The 20,327-nt window shown below is 65.0% G+C and carries 18 protein-coding genes; 16 read left to right on the top strand and 2 right to left on the bottom strand.

Features of this window, described 5'->3' with window-relative positions:
• Positions 1-21 precede the first annotated feature (21 nt).
• The 13 genes from nifE to AC1PPK_RS14830 all read left to right on the top strand — a co-directional run bounded on the left by nifE (position 22) and on the right by AC1PPK_RS14830 (position 14,088).
• Entirely contained in the window at positions 22-1,518 is a 1,497-nt protein-coding gene (gene nifE / locus AC1PPK_RS14890) for a nitrogenase iron-molybdenum cofactor biosynthesis protein NifE (RefSeq protein WP_481113827.1), read from the top strand.
• Positions 1,519-1,528: 10 nt separating this feature from the next.
• Positions 1,529-2,947 carry a nitrogenase iron-molybdenum cofactor biosynthesis protein NifN gene (gene nifN / locus AC1PPK_RS14885; protein WP_481113826.1) on the top strand — a complete coding sequence of 473 codons (1,419 nt, stop codon included), beginning with the start codon at positions 1,529-1,531 and terminating at the stop codon, positions 2,945-2,947.
• A gap of 10 nt (positions 2,948-2,957) precedes the next feature.
• Complete coding sequence (locus AC1PPK_RS14880) at positions 2,958-3,383, top strand: NifB/NifX family molybdenum-iron cluster-binding protein (protein WP_481113825.1); 426 nt, start codon at positions 2,958-2,960, stop codon at positions 3,381-3,383.
• Entirely contained in the window at positions 3,380-3,853 is a 474-nt protein-coding gene (locus tag AC1PPK_RS14875) for a SoxR reducing system RseC family protein (protein WP_481113824.1), read from the top strand. Before AC1PPK_RS14880 ends, AC1PPK_RS14875 begins: the two co-directional genes overlap by 4 nt.
• Before the next feature lie 5 nt (positions 3,854-3,858).
• Positions 3,859-4,320: a NifX-associated nitrogen fixation protein gene (locus AC1PPK_RS14870; RefSeq protein ID WP_079436707.1), complete on the top strand. Its 462-nt coding sequence runs from the start codon at positions 3,859-3,861 to the stop codon at positions 4,318-4,320.
• Positions 4,321-4,330: 10 nt separating this feature from the next.
• Positions 4,331-4,540, top strand: coding sequence for a CCE_0567 family metalloprotein (locus tag AC1PPK_RS14865; protein WP_481113823.1), 210 nt, complete (start codon positions 4,331-4,333; stop codon positions 4,538-4,540).
• Between the two features lie 30 nt (positions 4,541-4,570).
• Complete coding sequence (gene fdxB / locus AC1PPK_RS14860; protein ID WP_481113822.1) at positions 4,571-4,852, top strand: ferredoxin III, nif-specific; 282 nt, start codon at positions 4,571-4,573, stop codon at positions 4,850-4,852.
• 14 nt (positions 4,853-4,866) lie between these two features.
• Entirely contained in the window at positions 4,867-5,238 is a 372-nt protein-coding gene (locus AC1PPK_RS14855) for a hypothetical protein (RefSeq protein WP_481113821.1), read from the top strand.
• Between the two features lie 99 nt (positions 5,239-5,337).
• Positions 5,338-5,838 carry a hypothetical protein gene (locus AC1PPK_RS14850; protein WP_481113820.1) on the top strand — a complete coding sequence of 167 codons (501 nt, stop codon included), beginning with the start codon at positions 5,338-5,340 and terminating at the stop codon, positions 5,836-5,838.
• Between the two features lie 31 nt (positions 5,839-5,869).
• On the top strand, positions 5,870-6,739 hold the full coding sequence (locus AC1PPK_RS14845; RefSeq protein ID WP_481113819.1) for a transporter substrate-binding domain-containing protein: 870 nt from the start codon (positions 5,870-5,872) through the stop codon (positions 6,737-6,739).
• Positions 6,736-8,976 (top strand): hybrid sensor histidine kinase/response regulator, encoded by a 2,241-nt coding sequence (locus AC1PPK_RS14840; protein ID WP_481113818.1) that lies wholly within the window; start codon positions 6,736-6,738, stop codon positions 8,974-8,976. The genes AC1PPK_RS14845 and AC1PPK_RS14840 overlap by 4 nt, the downstream gene beginning before the upstream one ends.
• A gap of 199 nt (positions 8,977-9,175) precedes the next feature.
• Positions 9,176-12,790, top strand: a complete 3,615-nt coding sequence (locus AC1PPK_RS14835; protein ID WP_481113817.1) for an ABC transporter substrate-binding protein — start codon at positions 9,176-9,178, stop codon at positions 12,788-12,790.
• Positions 12,787-14,088, top strand: coding sequence for a diguanylate cyclase domain-containing protein (locus tag AC1PPK_RS14830; protein WP_481113816.1), 1,302 nt, complete (start codon positions 12,787-12,789; stop codon positions 14,086-14,088). Before AC1PPK_RS14835 ends, AC1PPK_RS14830 begins: the two co-directional genes overlap by 4 nt.
• Before the next feature lie 6 nt (positions 14,089-14,094).
• Here the strand turns inward: AC1PPK_RS14830 and AC1PPK_RS14825 are convergent, their stop codons facing one another.
• Together AC1PPK_RS14825 and AC1PPK_RS14820 are read right to left on the bottom strand one after the other, a co-directional pair.
• The gene (locus AC1PPK_RS14825) at positions 14,095-14,637 is read right to left on the bottom strand and encodes a DUF6306 domain-containing protein (protein WP_481113815.1); all 543 of its coding nucleotides are present in this window, start codon (positions 14,635-14,637) and stop codon (positions 14,095-14,097) included.
• 15 nt (positions 14,638-14,652) lie between these two features.
• Entirely contained in the window at positions 14,653-15,264 is a 612-nt protein-coding gene (locus AC1PPK_RS14820) for a hypothetical protein (RefSeq protein ID WP_481113814.1), read from the bottom strand.
• A gap of 225 nt (positions 15,265-15,489) precedes the next feature.
• Between AC1PPK_RS14820 and AC1PPK_RS14815 the strand changes: the two genes are divergently transcribed.
• The 3 genes from AC1PPK_RS14815 (at position 15,490) to AC1PPK_RS14805 (ending at position 20,324) form a co-directional block, all read left to right on the top strand.
• Positions 15,490-15,966, top strand: coding sequence for a DUF302 domain-containing protein (locus AC1PPK_RS14815; RefSeq protein WP_481113813.1), 477 nt, complete (start codon positions 15,490-15,492; stop codon positions 15,964-15,966).
• A 94-nt stretch (positions 15,967-16,060) separates the two neighbouring features.
• Entirely contained in the window at positions 16,061-18,022 is a 1,962-nt protein-coding gene (gene parE, locus AC1PPK_RS14810; protein WP_481113812.1) for a DNA topoisomerase IV subunit B, read from the top strand.
• 244 nt (positions 18,023-18,266) lie between these two features.
• Positions 18,267-20,324: a carbon starvation CstA family protein gene (locus AC1PPK_RS14805; protein ID WP_481113811.1), complete on the top strand. Its 2,058-nt coding sequence runs from the start codon at positions 18,267-18,269 to the stop codon at positions 20,322-20,324.
• The last annotated feature ends 3 nt before the right edge of the window (positions 20,325-20,327 follow it).

Raw genomic sequence — 20,327 nt, 5'->3', positions numbered from 1 at the left:
AGACCAACCGGGAGATTCGCGGTGAAACCATCTGAAGTAGCAGTCCTTCTCGACGAACCCGCCTGCACCCACAATAAGAAGGCGAAATCCGGCTGTTCCAAGCCGACGCCGGGTGCCTCCGCCGGTGGCTGCGCCTTCGACGGTGCCCAGATCGCGCTGCTGCCGATCGCCGACGTGGCCCACATCGTCCACGGCCCGATCGCCTGTGCCGGCAGCTCCTGGGACAACCGGGGCACCCGCTCCACCGGCCCCACGCTGTACCGCATCGGCATGACCACCGACCTCACCGAGCAGGACGTGATCATGGGCCGCAGCGAAAAACGACTGTTCCACTCGATCAAGCAGGCCATCGAGACCCACAACCCGAAAGCCGTCTTCGTCTACAACACCTGTGTGCCTGCCCTGGTCGGCGACGACATCGACGCCGTCTGCAAGGCTGCGACCGAACGCTGGGGCACGCCGGTCGTGCCGGTCGACTCCGCCGGCTTCTACGGCACCAAGAACCTCGGCAACCGCATCGCCGGCGAGGCGATGGTCAAGTACGTGGCCGGCACCGCCGAGCCCCTGCCGCCGCCGGCCGCTGCCGTCGAATACGCCGAGAAGCGCGGCATCAAGATTCACAACGTGAACCTCATCGGCGAGTACAACATTGCCGGCGAGTTCTGGTTCATCGCCCCGCTGCTCGACGAACTGGGCATCCGTGTGATCTGCACCCTGTCCGGCGATGGCCGCTTCCATGAAGTGCAGGCCATGCACCGGGCCGAAGTCAACATGATGGTGTGCTCCAAGGCGATGCTCAACGTTGCCCGCAAGCTCGAGGACCGCTTCGGCACACCGTGGTTCGAGGGTAGCTTCTACGGCATCACCGACACCACCCAGGCCCTGCGCGACTTCGCCCGCCTGATCGGCGACCCCGACCTCACCGAGCGCACCGAAGCCCTCATCGCCCGCGAAGAAGCCAAGATCTTCGCCGCTCTCAAGCCCTGGCGCGCGCGCCTCGAAGGCAAGCGGGTGCTGCTGAACACCGGCGGCGTGAAGAGCTGGTCCATTGTCTCCGCGCTTCAGGATCTCGGCCTGGTGGTCGTCGCCACCGCCACCAAGAAATCCACCGAGGAAGACAAGGCGCGCATCCGCGAACTGATGGGCCCGGAGGCCAAGATGGTCGAGGACGGTTCGCCGCGCGCACTGCTCAACATGGTCAAGGAACTGCGCGCCGACATCCTGATCGCCGGTGGCCGCAACCTTTACACCGCCCTCAAGGCCCGCCTGCCCTTCCTCGACATCAACCAGGAACGGGAATTCGGCTACGCCGGCTACACCGGCATGCTCGAACTGGTGAAGCAGCTCGCCCTGACCCTCGAATCCCCGGTCTGGACGCAGGCCCGCAGCACCGCACCGTGGGCCGCGCTGCGCCCTGCCGCCCCTGAACTGCCGCTGGACGCCGACGACTTGCCGATGCCCCTCGATGACGGCTTCGACATGGACGACGTGCACGATCACCACCACGCCGCCGCCTGAGGACGCAGCCATGAGCGAGATCATCAAACGCAGCAAGGCCATGTCGGTGAGTCCCCTCAAGGCCAGTTCGCCGACCGGCGCCGCCCTGGCCTTCCTGGGCATCCATCACGCCATTCCGATGCTGCACGGCAGCCAGGGCTGCACAGCCTTCGCCAAAGTCTACTTCGTACGCCACTTCCGCGAACCGATCCCGCTGCAGACCACAGCAATGGACCAGGCCAGCAGCGTGATGGGCGCAGACGACAACGTGATCCAGGGCCTCGCCACCATCTGCGCCAAGCAGAAACCCGCGATGATCGGCCTGCCAACCACCGGCCTGTCGGAAACCCAGGGCACCGACATCGCCCGGCTGGTCAAGGACTTCTACCGCCAGTACCCGGAATACGCCCACGTGGCGGTGATCCCGGTCAATACGCCGGACTTCACCGGCTGCCTGGAAACCGGCTACGCGCTGGCCGTCAAAGGCATGTTCGAAGCCCTGGTTCCGGAAGACCGTACGCGCGTCGGCCTGCGCCCGCGGCAGATCAATGTGGTTCCGCACGCATCCCTGACACCCGGCGACACCGAGGCGCTGAAGGAACTCATCGAAGCCTTTGGCCTGCGGCCGGTCATGGTGCCCGACGTGGGCGATTCCCTCGACGGCCACCTGATGCCCGAGGACTACACGCCGCTGACACTTGGCGGCACGCCGGTCAGCGAATTCGCGACGCTCGGAGAAGCCGCCGCGACGATCGTCATCGGCCGCTCGCTGGACGCTGCCGCCGACGTGCTGGCCGAGCGCACCGGCGTGCCTGACTACCGCTTCGACCATCTGATGGGCCTGGACGCCAACGACCGCCTGATCGGCGTGCTGGCAGAAGTGTCCGGCCATCCGGTGCCGGAACGCATCGAGCGCCAGCGCGCCCAGTACCAGGATGCCCTCGTCGATTGCCACTTCATGCTCGGCATGGCGCGCATTGCAATCGCCGCCGACCCCGACCTGCTGCTCGGCATGAGCCAGTTCCTCAAGTCGGTCGGCTCGGAAATCGTCGCCGCCATCGCGCCGGTCCGCGCCCCGTCCCTCGACGACGTGCCGGCCGAAAAGGTACACATCGGCGACCTGGAAGACCTGGAGATCGCCGGCCGCGAAGGGCAGTGCCAGCTCGTCATCGGCAACTCCCACGCGGTTTCCAGCGCCGAGCGCCTCGGCGTGCCGATCCTGCGCATCGGTTTCCCCCAGTACGACCTCGTGGGTGGCTACACCCGCACCTGGATCGGCTACCGCGGTAGCCGGCAAGCCTTGTTCGACCTCGCCAACCTGCTGCTCGAACATCATGAAGAACACCACCTCATCGCCCCGTACCGGTCCATCTTCCGGCCCGCAGAAGCCTTCGCCGAGCTCGGCCCGGCCACCCCGGCGACTGCGGCTGGTGGTCTCCCAATCCACTGAGGAATCAGCCATGCAGCTACGCGTCGCCTTCGCCAGCAGTGACCGGTTGGTCATCGATCAGCATTTCGGTGCCGCCAGCGCCTTCGCCATCCACGAGATCGGTCTCGACAGCTCGCGCCTCATCGAAGTGGCCCAGTTCATCGAAACCGCGATGGACGGCCACGAAGGCAAGCTGGACGCCAAGATCGCCCTCCTCGACGGCTGCTCCGCAGTGTTCAGCGAAGCCGTCGGCGCCTCCGCGATTCAGCGCCTGCTCTCCAAGGGTGTGCAGCCGGTCAAGGTCGAAAACGGCACCACCATCGACTCCGTCATCGCCATGCTGCAGGGCGAACTCAAGGAAGGCCCCACCGGCTGGCTGGCCAAGGCGGTCAACCGCGGCACGCCGAAGGCTGCCGAGCGCTTTGCCGACATGGAAGAGGAAGGGTGGAGCGAATGATCATCGAACAAGGCCGCGTCATCGCGGCAAACGCCGAATGGGCCGAAGTCGAGGCTGGCGGTAGCGGCTGCTCCAGCTGCGGCACCGCCAGCGCCTGCGGCGTTCCGAAGGAAGGCAAGCAGGGTGTCCACGGTCGCATGGTGCTGCGTCTCGCCAACACGGTGAGCGCCAAGGCCGGCGACATCGTCGACCTGTCCGTCAGTTCCGAATCCATGACCACCGCCGTTGGTGTCGCCTACGGGCTGCCGACGGTCGGGATGATCGCCGGCATGGCGCTCGCCCACGGCCTGTTCGGCAGCAGCGGCGAAGCCCTCGGCGCGCTGCTCGGCGCCCTGTCCGGCTTCGTCGGCGCCCGCCTCGCCGCCGCCCGCATCCCGAGCGGGGTGCACATCCTCGCCATCGCCAATACCGCGCCGTCCCAGGGCTCCGCCCTGCCGATCTATTTTCAAGCCGCTTTATCCAAGGAGTGACAACAATGACTACCGCCACCGCTGACGAAGGCCTGTGGAGTTCCGATTACGTCAAAGAAATGGTCAAGCAGATGCGCGCGCTTGACTCCTATGGCACCTACGACGGCTGGCCGAACGAGCGCGTGCTCGCTCCGTTCATCGTCACCAAGGACCAACGTCGCGAGATCCCGGTGATCGGCGATCCGGACGAGGTCATCCTGTCCCGCGTGAAGGCCTTCTACAACGGCCTGGCGGTGCTCATCGAGAAGGAAAGCGGCCTGATGGCCAGCTCGATCATCAACATCACCCACGAAGGCTTCGGCCGCGCGCTGATCTCGGTGGGCAAGCTGATCGTCCTCGACCGCACCCTGCGCGACGTGCATCGCTTCGGCTTCGACAGCATCGGCAAGATGAAGGACGAGGCCGACAAGCTGTTGTCCGTGGCCCTCGCCATCGTCGGCAAGTACCCGGAAGTCGCCGGTCTGTAAGGTGAGCACCATGACGGAAGACGAGATCAAGGCCCTCGACAAGGAGGTGCGCAAGCTCAAGCGCATCGCCTCCGAATGGGCATCGCAGATGCACGATCTGGTGGAAGACCGCCTGCCGGCTGCCTACGAAGAAATCCCCGGCATAGCCAAATCCACCTACGAGGCCTGCCAGGCATGGGCCGAGGCCAACCGCAAGCTGGCCGCCGCCGGCGGTCAGTAAGCAGCACTACGCAATAATCAAGGCACGATCATGGAAACGATTACCGGCTTGACCCGGGGCGGCAAAGCCTACACCCCGACCTTCGTCACCGACCTCAACCAGGAAACCTGCATCGGCTGCGGCCGCTGCTACAAGGTCTGTCCGCGCAACGTCTTCGAGCTCGTCGAACGGGAGTTCGACGATGACGACGAGGGCGACGACGACAACACGATGGTCATGGCCATCGCTGACGCGATGGACTGCATCGGCTGCGGCTCCTGTGGCCGGGTCTGTCCGAAGGACTGTCACACCCACTCGCCGGCCTCGCTGTGAGCACCGGCCAGGCCGTGAGCGGCAGTACGGACGAGCGGCTGGCGCTGGAGCGCCCGCTGCTCGAACGGATCTGCGCCCGTCTCGCCCAGGAGGTGGAGCGCCACGGCCTTCCCGCGCCGGACATTGATCCGGCGCGGGCCGCCTACAGCCTGCGCGACGACCCCTATACCGGGGAAGCCGCGCTGATCGGCACCTGGCCGGCCGACGGGGCCGGACGCAAGGGCAGCCTGATCATCAACGCCGACGGCAGCTTCTTCGCCGAATACGACGTGCTGGTCAACGACCCGGCGGATGCCCGCCTGTTCATCGAAGCCACCACGGCCTGGGGACGCGGCGAACGCATCGGCGCCGAACTGCGCACGCTGGTCTGGCCGGACGCCGCATAGCGGAAAGCCCCCCGCCGGGCCGACGATCATCCCAGCGAAACCGATCCGTGGCACCACAGTCCACCTCCCGAAGGGCCCCCGCCCTCTGGGAGCGACGTCATGGATACGGAACTCATCGCCTGGCTGCTGGCCTTCGCCTCATCCGTCAGCGGTCTGCCGGCCCAGGCACCGGAAGACCTGCCACCGATCATCCGGCTGGCCCCGGCAGACCTGCATCAGCAGGTCTGCCCCGAACGGCCAGCCGAATGCGTCGGCATCGCTGCCTATTTCGACATTCCCCGCTACCGCATCCTGATCGACGCCCGCCTGGACCTCAGCCAGCCCGCCGACCATTCGTACCTCCTGCACGAATTCGTCCATGTCCTGCAGTTCCGGCGCTACGGCCCCGACCTCTTCGTCCGTTGCGAAGACACCCTGCGCCATGAGGCACTCGCCTACCGGGTCCAGAACGCCTACCTCCGCCGCCAGGGCGCGCTGTTGCGGGTCGGTGCCGCGCTGGCCGCGATCGCCCGCTGCAACGCCGAAGACGACAGCGAGGACAGAGATCACGACCGACTCACGGTTGAGCCACGAGCGCTACGTGGATATGGGCTAAATTAGCCACTGATCGAGACTCCCTGAATCCGTGCCGATGAACCGGGCTTCCTTTGTTGGGCTACTGCTGACGGCTGCGCTCGTACTCGGCCTTGCCGTCGCCATATGGCCCTACCCGGAGCATCCGGACTCGCCCCTCGGGCTGCGCGAACCCGGCGTGATCCGAATCGGCTACGCCATCGAAGCCCCCTACGCTTATCTGCCGGCCAACGGCGACGTGACCGGCGAATCCCCCGAGGTCGCCCGTCGAATCGTCGCCCGGCTCGGCATCCCGCATATCGAATGGCGCCTCGCCGAGTTCTCCGAGCTGATCCCCGAACTCGAGGATGGCCGCATCGACGTGATCGCCGCTGGCATGTTCATTACGCCGGAGCGCGCCCGCCGCGTCTCCTTTTCCGAGCCAACCTTTCATGTTAGCGAAGGGCTGCTGGTCAATCCCGGCAATCCCCATGCACTGCACTCGTATGCCGATGCCGTCCACAACACGCTGGTGAAGATCGCCGTCTTGTCCGGCTCCATCGAAGAGGCCCAGCTCGGCGTGCTGGTTCGCGACCCTGCACAGCTCACGCGCGTACCGGATGCCCGGACCGGCCGAATCGCCGTCGAAACCGGCGCAGTCCAAGGCTTCGCCCTGTCCCTGCCCTCCCTGCGCTGGCTGGCCCTGCAGCGCGAACTTGGTCGCACCGAGATAGCCACGCCGTTCTCCCAGCCGGACATGCTGCCAGGGCTGGCCGGCTACGGCGCCTTTGCCTTCCGCAAGGACGACACCCGCCTGCTAGCGGCCTGGAACGCCACGCAGACCGGCTACATCGGCAGCCCCGAACACCGGGCACTGATCGCGGCTCTCGGATTTGACGACGGAGAACTTCCCGGCACCGTCCGAACCCGGGAGGTGCTCTCCCGGTGAGAACCCTGCGCACCCGTCTCACCCGCCGCCCCCACCTTCTGCTGGCCGTCACGATGTCCGTGGCAGTGCTGATCGCCACCGCCCTCGTCTGGCTTTACGCTGAGCAGCAACGGGATCTCGCCGATGTGAACCGGCGCCTGGAAAGCGTCCGGCGGGCCCGTACCGAACTGGCCAAGGGCTTTCTCTACGCCAGCCTGGGCGACGCCGACGGCTCCCCTTTCCGCAGCGAGCAGGGACTCGCGCTGCTGCGCCAGGCTGCAAGCTCACTGGCCGCAACGGTATCGGACCTGGAAACCCGGGCACCGACGCTAGCCGACGAACTGCACCGCAAGGTCCAGCATCTCGAAGCCCTGCTCACCGATTGGCGCCACCGAGGCAGCCGCGAGCCCCAGCGCGAAGTCGGCATGCTGATCGCATACCACGACCTTGAACGCCAGGCTACCCACGTGGACGGCGTGATACGCGAGCGCGGACGCCTGCTCGCGGCACGTTTTGAACGCAACTTCCAGCTGGCCACCGCCGCTGCCCTGCTTTTCATCACCGGCATCATCAGTCTTGCCTATCTGTCGATGCGCGCCCGGCATCAGGCAGAACAACTGGAACAAGCCGCCCGCGCCCGCTACGAACGGGTCATCGAAGGCTCCGATCAAGGCTTCTGGGACTGGAACCTGCAGACCCATGTGTTCGATGTGAGCGACCGGTTCGAGACCATGCTTGGCTACACACCGGGCGAACTCGATCTCAGCGAGAAAAACTGGCCCCGCTACGTCCACCCCGACGACCTGGCCGCCAATGCGCGCTCTATCGAAGCGCACCTGCAAGGACTTCGACCGCGCCACGAAGCGGAGCTACGCTGCCTCACCAAGAGCGGCGAATGGCACTGGATCCTGTCCCGCGGGAAGGTCGTGGAGCGCGACGCGGCGGGACAGCCACTGACCATGTCCGGGACCCACACCGACATCAACGAACACAAGCGCCTTGTCACCGAACTGGACCGCCATCGCCATCACCTGCAGGAGTTGGTGGAGGAGCGGACAAGCCAGATCGCGGAGCTCAACCGCCAGCTCGAACGCCGCAGCGTCCAGGCGGAAGCCGCCAACCAGGCCAAGAGCACCTTCCTGGCGACGATGAGCCACGAAATCCGCACACCCATGAACGCGATCGTCGGGCTCACCCACATCCTCCGGAAGAAACCCGCCAGCCCTCGCCAGCACGAACTGCTGGACCGTGTCGGCCATGCCGCCGCCCACTTGCTGGAGATCATCAACGACATCCTCGACTTATCGAAGGTCGAAGCCGGCAAGCTCGTCATCGAACAGGTGGGCTTCCGCCTGGCCGACCTCCTGGCTTCCGTGTCCAGCCAGATCGGCGAGAAGGCGCGCGCCAAGGGCCTCGACTACCGCGTCAACATCGACCCGCTGCCCGAAATCCTGCATGGCGACGTGACCCGGCTCACCCAGATGCTGCTCAACTACCTCAGCAACGCCATCAAGTTCACCGAACGCGGCCATGTGCAGCTCACTGTCCGACGCGAAGAAGAGCGTGATGGCCAGGTGTTACTGCGCTTCTCAGTCAGCGACACCGGCATCGGACTGACGCCGGAACAGCAGGCTCGCCTGTTCAACGCCTTCGAACAAGCCGATGGTTCGACGACGCGCAGGTACGGCGGCACTGGCCTCGGGCTCGCCATCAACCGCCACCTTGCCCGGCTGATGGGCGGAGAGACCGGCGTGTCGAGCACCGCGGGCGGCGGCAGTACCTTCTGGTTCACCGCCCGCCTAGGCAGCAGCCACACGGCGCTATTCCCGGCGGACGAGATTGACTTGGAGAACGCCCTGGACGCCCTGCGCACCCGCCACGCCGGAGCGAAAATTCTCCTGGCGGAGGACGAGCAGGTGAATCAACTCGTTGCTGGCGAAATGCTCACCGACGCCGGCCTGGCCGTCGACACCGCCAACAACGGCGCTGAGGCGGTGGCATTCGCCCAGCGGGCACCCTACGCACTGATCCTGCTCGATATGCAGATGCCCGTGATGGACGGCCTCGCCGCCTGCCATCTGATCCGCCAGCTCCCCGAATACCACGACACACCAATCATCGCCCTTACCGCCAACGCCTTCCGTGAAGACCGGGAACGCTGCCTCGCAGGGGGCATGAACGACTTTCTCTCCAAGCCGGTGGACCCAGCCCGGCTCCATGCCTGCCTGCTTTACTGGCTTGAACGAAGCAGGCGCTGACTCGACCGTCTCGAAAGTAACGATTTCTAAACTACCCGTATTCACCTTGCGGCCGCTGTCTGCGCAAGTTCAAACCCTCGGCTTCTTGTGCATTGGCTCACACATACAGCGGACACACCCCACAAAATCTATAAATTTATTAAAATCGATTTACATTAATGAATTTAATCGGTATTTTTGCCAAAAATACCGATTAAATATGGCCAATACCCCTGTCTCCCGGCTCCTGATCGCGGCGCTATTCACGCTGCAGATGATGTTCCTCCTGCCCGATGCCCATTCGGCCGGGAGTACCGTCGTCCAGCTCAAGTGGCGGCACGGTTTCGAGTTCGCCGGCTATTACGTTGCCAAGGAACTCGGGTACTACCGAGACGCGGGACTCGACGTACAGATCCGGGAAGCAGGTCCGGGGACAGACAGCGTGGAGGAAGTCGTATCCGGTCGTGCCACATTCGGCGTCGGCTCCAGCAGTCTGCTGCTGGCCCGCAAAGCCGGCAAGCCGGTAGTGGCCCTGGCCGTCATCCAGCAACATTCGCCCTATGTGCTGATCACGGGGACTTTCAGCGCCACCGACAGCATTCAGAATCTACTCGGCAAACGGGTCATGCTGGACCCGATGGCGGACGAACTACTGGTGTATCTCAAGCGGGAAGGCGTGCCCATCGACGCCATCCAGCACCAGCCGCAGAGCTTCGATATTACCGACCTGACCACCGGCAAGACGGATGCAACAAGCGCCCACGTCACCGACCAGGCGTTCCGTCTCGACCAGATCCATTTCCCCCATCACGTCTACACGCCACGGGCTGCAGGCATCGACTTCTATGGCGACAACCTCTTCACGTCCGAACGACAGCTCCAAACAAATCCGGAACATGTCAAGGCATTCGTCGAAGCCAGCCTGCGCGGATGGGCGCACGCACTCGCCCATCCGACAGAAACCATCGACCTCATCCTCGAAAAATATGCTCCGCAAGAATCCCGCGTGCAGATCCAGTACGAAGCGGAACGCACCGAGGCCCTGATTCATGCCGATATGGTCACCATCGGCTACATGAACGCAGGGCGCTGGCGACACATCGCCGACAGCTATGCAGAAATCGGCCGGCTCCCCGAGGGCTACTCCCTGGACGGCTTTCTTTACGACCCCGAAAAGGGCAAGACCACCTACAACGAACTGCTCCGCTACCTCGTACTGGCCCTTGCCATTGCCGCCTGTGCCGGCTCGGTGACGGTGTCCACCGTTCGGGTCAACCAACGCCTCCGGCGCAGCCAGGCTCAGTTGGCCACTACCCTCGAAGCGGTTCCCGACCTGCTGTTCGAACTCGATGAAGACGGCATCTACCTGGACGTCCGCGCCAGACACGATGCTCTACTCGCGGCCCCAAGGAATGAACTGCTCGGGCGCAGCGCCTTCGACATTCTCCCCGAAGGCGCCGCGGCGACCCTGCGCGATGCGCTGCACGCGGCCTGCAAGCACGGCGCCGATTACGGCCGCGTCATCCTGCTCCAACTCGCGGATGGCAATCGCTGGTTCGAACTCTCCGTCGCCCGTAAGCCGGCGCCGCCAAACCAGCCGTGCCGCTTCATCGTGATGTCCCGCGACATCACCGACCGCAAAGAGGCCGAGCAAGACCTGCGCGACGAACGCCAGCGCCTCGTCAATGTACTCAACGGTACCGGGGCCGGAACCTGGGAATGGAACATCCAGAGCGGCGAAGTGCAATTCAACGAACGCTGGGCCGAGATGCTCGGCTATCGGCTCGACGAACTGCAGCCGCTCACCATTGACACCTGGACACAGCTCATCCATCCGGATGACCTCGCCCACTCCATAGCCATCCTGCGTCAGCACTTCGCCGGCAAGATCGATCAATACGAGTACGAAACCCGCATCCGCACCAAGGAAGGCCGCTGGACCTGGATGCTCAATCGCGGCCGAGTCATCAGCCGCTCGCCGGACGGACGTCCCCTCATGATGTACGGCACTCAAATGGACATTGCCGCGCGCAAGGAAGCGGAGGCCAAGCGCATCGAGAGCGAGCAGCTACTCCATTCGGCCATCGATACCATCGGCGAAGGTTTCGTGATTTACGACACCGACGACCGGCTGGCCTTCTTCAACGAGGAATACCGCCAGATCTACCGGGGCGCCGTTCCCATCGAAGTGGGCCGCAGCTTCGAGGAAATCCTGCGCACTGGCCTGCAGCACGCCATTTATCCAGATGCGCTGGGGCGCGAGGAGGCGTGGCTGGCCGAGCGCCTGGCCTGGCATCAAGACGGAAGCTCCGAGGTCATACAGCGACTCGACGACGGCCGCTGGCTGAAGATCCGCGAGCGACGCACCGCCAACGGATATACCGTCGGCTTCCGCGTGGACATCACCGAGCTGGTGCGGGCCAGACAGGCGGCGGAAACAGCCAGCCTCGCCAAGAGCCAGTTCCTGGCCACGATGAGCCACGAAATCCGGACACCGATGAACGGCATTCTCGGCATGGCCCAGATCCTTCTGTCCCCGGGCATTACCGCCCCCCAGCGCCAGGAGTACGCCCACATCATCATCAAGGCCGGCCAGACTCTGCTCACGCTGCTCAACGACATGCTGGACCTGTCCAAGATCGAAGCCGGCAAGCTCCTCATCGAGCCCGCCCCCCTCGATCCGGCGCAGTGTTTTCAGGAACTCCAGTCTCTTTTCGAAGATGCAGCATGGCGCAAAGGACTCAGCATGGAAGCACGCTGGCACGGCGACGTCGGGCCATGCTTCCTGATCGACCCTCACCGACTGCGCCAGATGCTGTCCAACCTGATCGGCAATGCCATCAAGTTCACATCACGCGGAGAGATCCACATCGATGCCCATGAAGTGGAACGCGACGGCAGCCACTCCACCCTCGAGTTCTCCGTATCGGATACCGGCATCGGCATTCCCGCAGACAAGCTGCCCCAACTCTTCCAGCCCTTCAGCCAGGCCGACAGCTCGACGACCCGCGAATACGGCGGCTCCGGCCTTGGGCTGTCCATCGTGCGCAGTCTGGCGGATCTGATGGGCGGCTCGGTCGGAGTCAGCAGCACTCCCGGACAAGGCTCCCACTTCTGGTTCCGCATCCGCGCGGAGCGCCTGAAGAGCGAAAGCACCAAGGTCGCAGCCGACGGCGAACCCGCTGCCACCTGCACCCTAAGCGGCAAAGTGCTAGTTGTGGATGACAACGGCACCGAGCGCAAGGTCATCGCCGCCCTGCTCGGCAAACTCGGCTTGAGCGCCACGCTCGCCCGCAACGGCCGCGAAGCGGTGGACGCCGTCACCCTCGGCACGCCACCGGATCTCGTCCTGATGGACTGCCAGATGCCGGACGTGGACGGCTACACCGCCACCCAGCGCATCCGCACTTGGGAACGCCTCAACGACCGAGCGCCGCTGCCCATCATTGCCCTCACTGCCTCGGCCTTCGATGAGGACCTGCAACGCAGCATCCATGCCGGCATGAACGATTTCCTCACCAAACCAGTGCCCCTCGACATCCTGCGAACAGTCCTGGCCAAGTGGCTGCACGGCGATCCCGGCGCTGTCCCGGCCGTGCCGCCGTTGGATAACGGGCTCCTGCTGGCCCTCGTCGGTGAGCTGGAGCCCCTGCTGGCCGACCAGAAGTTCGACGCCCTGATCCGTTTCAAGGAACTTCAAGCCCTCGTCAGCGGCACCGATCTTGCCGCCGAAATCGGCGAGATCGGTACCTTGCTGGCCAGTTTCCGCTTCGGTCCGGCCCTGGAGCGGCTACGAACCCTCGCGGCTTCAACAAGCGCACGACAAGCATCATGAACGGCAAACCACGCATCCTGGCGATCGACGATACGCCCACCAACCTGTACACCCTAGGCATGGCCCTGGCCGGAGAATTCGACTTGCAGATCGCCAATTCGGGGCCGGAAGGCCTGGTCATGGCCCGCGAGTCTCCGCCCGACCTGATCCTGCTCGACGTAATGATGCCAGGCATGGATGGCTTCGAGATCTGCCGCCGCTTCAAGGCCGAGCCTGCATTGGCAAAAACGCCCATCATCTTCGTGACCGCTCTCTCGGATCTGGAATCGGAACTGTCGGGGCTCAGCCTCGGTGTCGCCGACTACATCATCAAGCCTTTCAAGGTGGAGCTGGTCAAGCTGCGCATCCGCAACATCCTGCGCATCAGCAGCCTGTCCCAGGAGCTGAAGGCCAGCGAGGAATGCCTGCGCTACGTGATGGAAGCCACCGGCGAAGGAGTATGGGACTGGCGCATGCCCGATGGTGTCGTGCATCACAACGCATCCTGGTGCCGGATTCTGGGTCTGGACATGTCCTTCCTGACCCACCCGGTGGATACCTTCATGAACCTCATCCATCCGGACGACCGCGCCGGCGTACAACGCGTGCTGGGTGCCTGCCTGGCCGGCGGCGGCGTCTATGCCAGCGAACACCGCCTGCGCCATACCTGCGGACATTACGTGTGGGTAGCCGACCGCGGCCGCATCGTCGAACGGGCCGCCTCCGGTGAACCAACCCGAATGGTCGGCAGCATCGCCAACATCACCGAACGCAAGCGCCATGAGGCAGAGATCCATCATCTCGCCTACTTCGACGCGCTCACCGAGCTCCCCAATCGACGCCTGCTGATCGAGCGCCTGCAGCAGGCGGTACTGCGCAACCAGCGCAACAAGCAGTTCGGCGCGCTGATGTTCCTCGACATGGACCGTTTCAAGCATCTCAACGACACCCACGGCCATGCCAAGGGCGACGAATTGCTGATCCAGGTCGCCAGCCGCCTGCGCGGCTGCGTGCGGGAACAGGACACGGTCGCGCGCCTCGGAGGTGACGAATTCGTGGTGATGCTGGAAAACCTGTCCGGTCCTTTCGACGAGGCCATCGTCAATGCCCGCACCGTCGGCAACAAAATCCTCCAAGCGCTCAACGGCCCCTATCGACTGGGCGAGCTTTCCTATACCAGCACGCCCAGCATCGGCCTGACGCTGTTCTCCGGCAAGGACGACGGCATCGATGGAATACTCAAACGCGCGGACATCGCAATGTATGCAGCCAAGAGCGCAGGTCGCAATACGCTGCGGGAGGCGGAGCCCGGCTCCTGACCCACCTCACAACGATGTCGGCGGATGGCCAAGAGCCGCCTCGCAGGCGGCAATGTTGTCCACGTGGGAGCGCCGCATCTCCTCCAGCATGCGCCGGGCGTCGGGATCGTCGATGTCGGTCAGTACCTCGTCGATCTTGCGCACCACCCACGCCTGTCCCTTGTTCAGAAAGCTCAGGCGGGACTCCAGGCCGTCGATGGCCAGGGTCTTGTGGACGAAGGCGCCGGTCTCGTGGGAGGCCAGGCCGCCGAGACGCCGGATGGTCTTGTACAGCACCACGGCGTTGCTGCCTTCATCCTTCTGCAGGCGTTCGAGCAGGGCGCGCAGGGGAGCACGGACATCCAGTTCATCGCGCAGGATGGCCAACACCTTGGCGCCGGCGCGTTCGGCTTCCAGCAGCGCATTGAGCCGCTCGATGCGAATCGCCTCGGCGCTCGGCACCTCTTCGCCGAAGTGGCCGGGGAAGTCTCGGGCGTAACAAGGCGGAGAGCTATAGGCCGCCTGCGTATCGTTGGGGGCATCGGGCTGTCGGCCGGATTTGCGGCTCATGACCATCTCCTGGATTCAATTGGCTTGGCGGACGACGAACACCGCGGGGTCGTCGCCATGGTCCAGCAACACCCGCCGGACGCGGTCCTGCCACAGTTGCCGGAACTCCTGCATCTCATCGTCGCTGGCCTGGCCGGCCAGGCTCAGCTGCATCAGCGGGATCATGCGCGGATTGGCCGGCACTTCCCGTAGCGTGCTCATCGCATCGACAGCCACGCCGGTATCCACACGGCGGAAGCGCAGATCGAGGGGCTGCCCGGCATCGAAAGCCAGCAGATGGCGACGGTCGAATCGCCCCGCCAGGCCTTTGAAACCGGTATCCACCGTCCCCCCGGTGAGCAGCGACACCACGTTGGCGATCACGCCGGTCACGCCGTCCGTCCGGCTGTCACGGAAGCTCACATGCACACCGCCCCGCTCGGGCAATTCCGCGCCGTAGAGCGCCGCCAGCGCCAGGCAGGTCAGCCGGTAGGCGCTCGCCACCGTCGGGCAGGAATGCCCGGCCAGCCGCACCGCGTCGAGATAGCGGTATTCGATCAGGCCGCCCTCTGCGGCCCCCAGGAATTCAGCCAACGGGTCGCGCACCCGCAGCGGGGGAATTTCATCGAAAAAACTGGGGTAACTCATGACGACACCCGTTGTGACTCCGCTGAGATCAGATGCCCGCCACCCTAAGGGGCCGCCCGACAAGGGGCCTTGATCTACGATATGCGCGCCCGCATTTGCCGTGCCCCGCCGCAGCGCTTCAATCCGGCCCGCCGGCAATGCTATCGTCGGCCCCTCGCGTGCCACAGCCTGCCCATGGCCTGGCCTTTTTGCCTGTATCCCCGCCTCTATCGGAGCTCCAAGCCCATGCTGCGTGCCCTCTTCGTCATCGCTCTGCTTCTCGCCGGCAGCGGCGTCAGCCTCGCCGACGGGATCCGCCACCAAGCGATCACGCCCGGCCGCTACGCCGACGCCCGCGAAGCGCTGGTGGACGCCATCGAGGCCGAAGGCCTGGTACCGGCGCCGCCGAGCCGTTTCGGCGACATGCTGGCACGCACCGGCCCCGCGCTGGAGCAGACCACGCTGGTGTATCACGACGCCGAAGTGCTGCATTTCTGCAGTGCCCGCATTGCCTGGACCTTCGCGCGCGAGAATCCGCTCAACGTTGCCCAGTGCCCGCTGTCGATGGCCATCTACACGCTGCCTGCGGAAGCCACCACCGTGCATCTGGCCTGGCGCGAAGCCCACGGCGACAGTCCGGCCAGCCGCGCCGCCAACGCGCTGCTCGAACGCATCGCCCAGCAGACCGCCGACAACGCCGGGCGCAGCAGCCTCGGCCGCTGAACGCACCACGCCGTATCGCCCGCGCCCCTCGCGGGCCGGCGGCCGGCGCGGTATAGTCCGGTCCGCTTCAAAATCCATCCGTCGTCACCCCAGCATGTCGCAGAAAACCTACAACGCCGATTCCATCACTGTCCTCAAGGGCCTCGAACCCGTCAAGCAGCGGCCGGGCATGTACACCCGCACCGAAAACCCGCTGCACGTCATTCAGGAAGTCATCGACAACGCCGCCGACGAGGCAATGGCCGGTTTCTGCAAGAAGATCGGCGTGACCCTGCATGCCGACGGCTCGGTGAGCGTGTCCGACGACGGCCGTGGCATCCCGGTGGAAATCCACCCGGTCGAGGGCGTCTCGACGGTCGAAGTGGTGTTCACCCGTCTGCACGCCGGCGGCAAGTTCAACAAGACGGATGAGGAATCCGCCTACCGCTTCTCCGGCGGCCTGCACGGCGTCGGTGTGTCCGTCACCAACGCCCTGTCCCACCGGCTGGAAGTGGAAGTCGTCCGCGACGGCGGCCGCCATCGGCTGGTATTCGCAGCCGGCGATGTGATCGAACCCCTCGCCCGTATCGGCGACGCCCCCAAGAAGGCCAGCGGCACCACCGTGCGCGCGTGGCCGGACGCCAAGTATTTCGACGCCGCCGACCTGCCCCGCGCCGAGCTGGAACGCCTGTTGCGCTCCAAGGCGGTGCTGATGCCCGGCCTGGAAGTCAGCCTGAGCATCGAAGGCGGCGACACCCGCACGTGGCTGTTCGAGCACGGCATGCGCGGCTACCTGTCCGAAGCCCTGCCCGACGAGCCGCTGATCCCGCTGTTCAGCGGCGAGAAGTACGCAGCGAAGGGCGACGACACCTTCGCCACCGGCGAAGGTGCATCCTGGGCCGTGGCATGGACCGCCGAAGGCGCACCGGTGCGCGAGTCCTACGTCAACCTGATTCCCACGCCGGCTGGCGGTACCCATGAGGCCGGCCTGCGCGACGGCGTGTTCACCGCCGTCAAGAACTTCATCGACCACCACGCGCTGCTGCCCAAGGGCGTCAAGCTGACCGCCGACGACGCCTTCGGGCGCGCCTCCTTCGTGCTGTCGGCACGGGTCCTCGACCCGAGCTTCCAGGGCCAGACCAAGGAACGCCTGAACAGCCGCGACGCGGTACAGCTCGTCTCGCGGATGGTCCGCGACCCCTTCGAGCTGTGGCTCAACGAGCACGTGGAGTACGGCAAGAAGCTCGCCGAACTGGCCATCAAGGCCGCCCAGGCCCGCGCCCGCGCGGCGCAGAAGGTGGAGAAGCGCAAGTCCTCCGGCGTCGCCGTGCTGCCCGGCAAGCTGTCCGACTGTGAATCCGAGGACATCGAGCGCAACGAACTCTTCCTGGTCGAGGGCGACTCCGCCGGTGGCAGCGCCAAAATGGCCCGCGACAAGGACACCCAGGCCATCCTGCCGCTGCGCGGCAAGGTGCAGAACGCCTGGGAGGTGGACCGGGAGCGTCTGTTCGCCAACGCCGAAATCCATGACATCGCGGTGGCCCTCGGCGTGGACGCCCACACCCCGAAGGACGAGCCGGACCTCTCCGAGCTGCGCTACGGCAAGGTCATCATCATGTCCGACGCGGACGTGGACGGCTCCCACATCCAGACCCTGCTGCTGACCCTGTTCTTCCGCCACTTCCCCAAGCTCATCGAGAACGGCCACATCTACGTGGCCCAGCCGCCGCTGTACCGCCTCGACGTGCCAGCCCAGGGCAAGAAGCGTCCGCCGCGCCGCCTGTATGCGCTGGACGACCAGGAGCTCGCCTCCCTGCGCGACCGCCTGGCCCACGAAGGCGTCAAGGCCGAGCAGATCGAGGTGGGTCGATTCAAGGGCCTCGGCGAGATGAACCCCGACCAGCTGCGCGAAACGACGATGGACCCGGCCACCCGCCGCGTGCTGCCGGTGCATGTGCGCCCCGAAGCCTTCGACGACACCCTGCGCATGTTCACGCTGCTGATGGGCAAGGGCGAAGCCTCCGGCCGGCGGGCCTGGATGGAAGAAAAAGGCGACTCGGTGGAGGCCGACATCTGATCTCCGTCAAAGGGGGACGCAATGTGTGATAACCCTGATTGACCATACCGGGCCGCATGCAAAGAATGGGCGAGCGGCCCGAAATGCAACTAAAGTTATAAGACACACAATGGGCCGCTGGCGGGCTTTCTCCCGGCCCCACGGTCGATCCGGTGCTGATGCCCAACCGGGGCCGGCACCATTTCCTCCTCACTGGTCGGGCTGAGGTTCGTGCGTCTCCACGAAACAGACAGTGAGGAAAACCATGTCATCCATACAGCGTCACCTCGGCTGGGGGGCCGTTGCCGTGCTCGGCGCAGCCGCGTTCGGCACCGTAGCCCTGCACCGCGGCGAGACCATCAATGCCCTCTGGCTGGTCATCGCCGCGGTGTGTACCTATCTCATCGCCTATCGCTACTACAGTCTGTTCATCGCCGAAAAGGTGATGGAGCTCGACCCCAACCGCATGACCCCTGCCGTCCGCCACAACGACGGCCTCGACTACGTCCCCACTGACAAGTACGTGCTGTTCGGCCACCACTTCGCCGCCATCGCCGGCGCCGGCCCGCTGGTCGGCCCCGTTCTGGCAGCGCAGATGGGCTACCTGCCGGGCATGCTGTGGATCCTCGCCGGCGTGGTCTTCGCCGGGGCGGTGCAGGATTTCATGGTGCTCTTCATCTCCACACGCCGTGATGGCCGCTCCCTGGGCGATCTGGTCAAGACCGAACTCGGCCCCGTGCCGGGGGTGATCGCCCTGTTCGGCACCTTCATGATCATGATCATCATCCTCGCGGTTCTGGCGCTGATCGTCGTGAAGGCACTGGCCGAGTCCCCGTGGGGGCTGTTCACCGTAGCAGCCACCGTCCCCATCGCACTACTGATGGGCGTGTACTGTCGTTATATTCGCCCAGGGCGCATCGGCGAAATGTCGCTGATCGGCTTCGTGCTGCTGATGGCTGCCATCATCTTTGGCGGCGACATCGCTGCCAGCGAAACCTGGGGTCCGCTGTTCACTTTCGACGGCAAGCAACTCACCTGGCTGCTGGTTTGCTACGGCTTCGTCGCCTCCGTGCTGCCGGTATGGCTGCTGCTGGCGCCGCGTGACTACCTGTCCACCTTCCTGAAGATCGGTACCATCGTCGGCCTGGCCATCGGCATCGCCATTGTCGCGCCCAACCTGCAGATGCCTGCGCTGACCAAGTTCATCGACGGCAGCGGCCCGGTGTGGTCCGGCAGCCTGTTCCCCTTCCTCTTCATCACCATCGCCTGTGGCGCCGTGTCCGGCTTTCATGCGCTGATTTCCTCGGGCACCACGCCCAAGATGCTCGACAACGAGATGAACGCCCGCTTCATCGGCTATGGCGGCATGCTGATGGAGTCCTTCGTCGCGATCATGGCGCTGGTCGCCGCCTCGGTGATTGAACCGGGTGTCTACTTCGCGATGAACAGCCCGGCCGCGGTGATCGGCAAGACTGCCGAAAGTGCCGCCATGGCGATCTCCCAGTGGGGCTTCGTGCTGACGCCCGACATGCTGCTGCAGACCGCTCAGGATGTCGGTGAGAAGACCATCATCTCCCGCGCCGGCGGCGCGCCGACGCTGGCCGTCGGCATGGCCCACATCCTCTCCAACGCTCTCGGCGGCAAGACGATGATGGCCTTCTGGTACCACTTCGCGATCCTCTTCGAGGCCTTGTTCATCCTCACTGCCGTCGATGCGGGCACCCGTGCAGGCCGTTTCATGCTGCAGGATCTGCTCGGTACCTTCGTGCCGTCCATGCGCAAGATGGACTCCATCTTCGCCAGCCTCGTCGCCACCGCCCTGTGCGTGGCCGCCTGGGGCTACTTCCTGTATCAGGGCGTGGTCGACCCGCTCGGCGGCATCAACACCCTGTGGCCGCTGTTCGGCATCGCCAACCAGATGCTGGCTGGCGTTGCGCTGACCCTCGCCACCGTGGTGCTGTTCAAGATGAAGCGCCAGCAGTTCGCGTGGGTGACGATCGTGCCCACTGCCTGGCTGCTGACCTGCACGCTGACCGCCGGCTGGCAGAAGATGTTCCACGAGAATCCGAAGATCGGCTTCCTCGCCAACGCCCACAAATACCAGGCCGCCCTCGACAAGGGCGAGATCCTGGCACCGGCTAAGAGCATGGACCAGATGCACCAGATCATCACCAACAACTATGTGGATGCCACCATGTCCGGCCTCTTCATCCTGCTGGTGGTCGCGATCGTCGTATATGCCATCCCGGCCTGCCTGCGTGCGCTCAACGCCAACAAGCCGACCACGCTCGAAACACCTTTCGAGCCGCTGCCGGCCAAGTAAGGA

The organism is Zoogloea sp. JDB1 (genome assembly GCF_056724025.1).
This window is presented reverse-complemented; position numbering and strand designations above follow the sequence as displayed.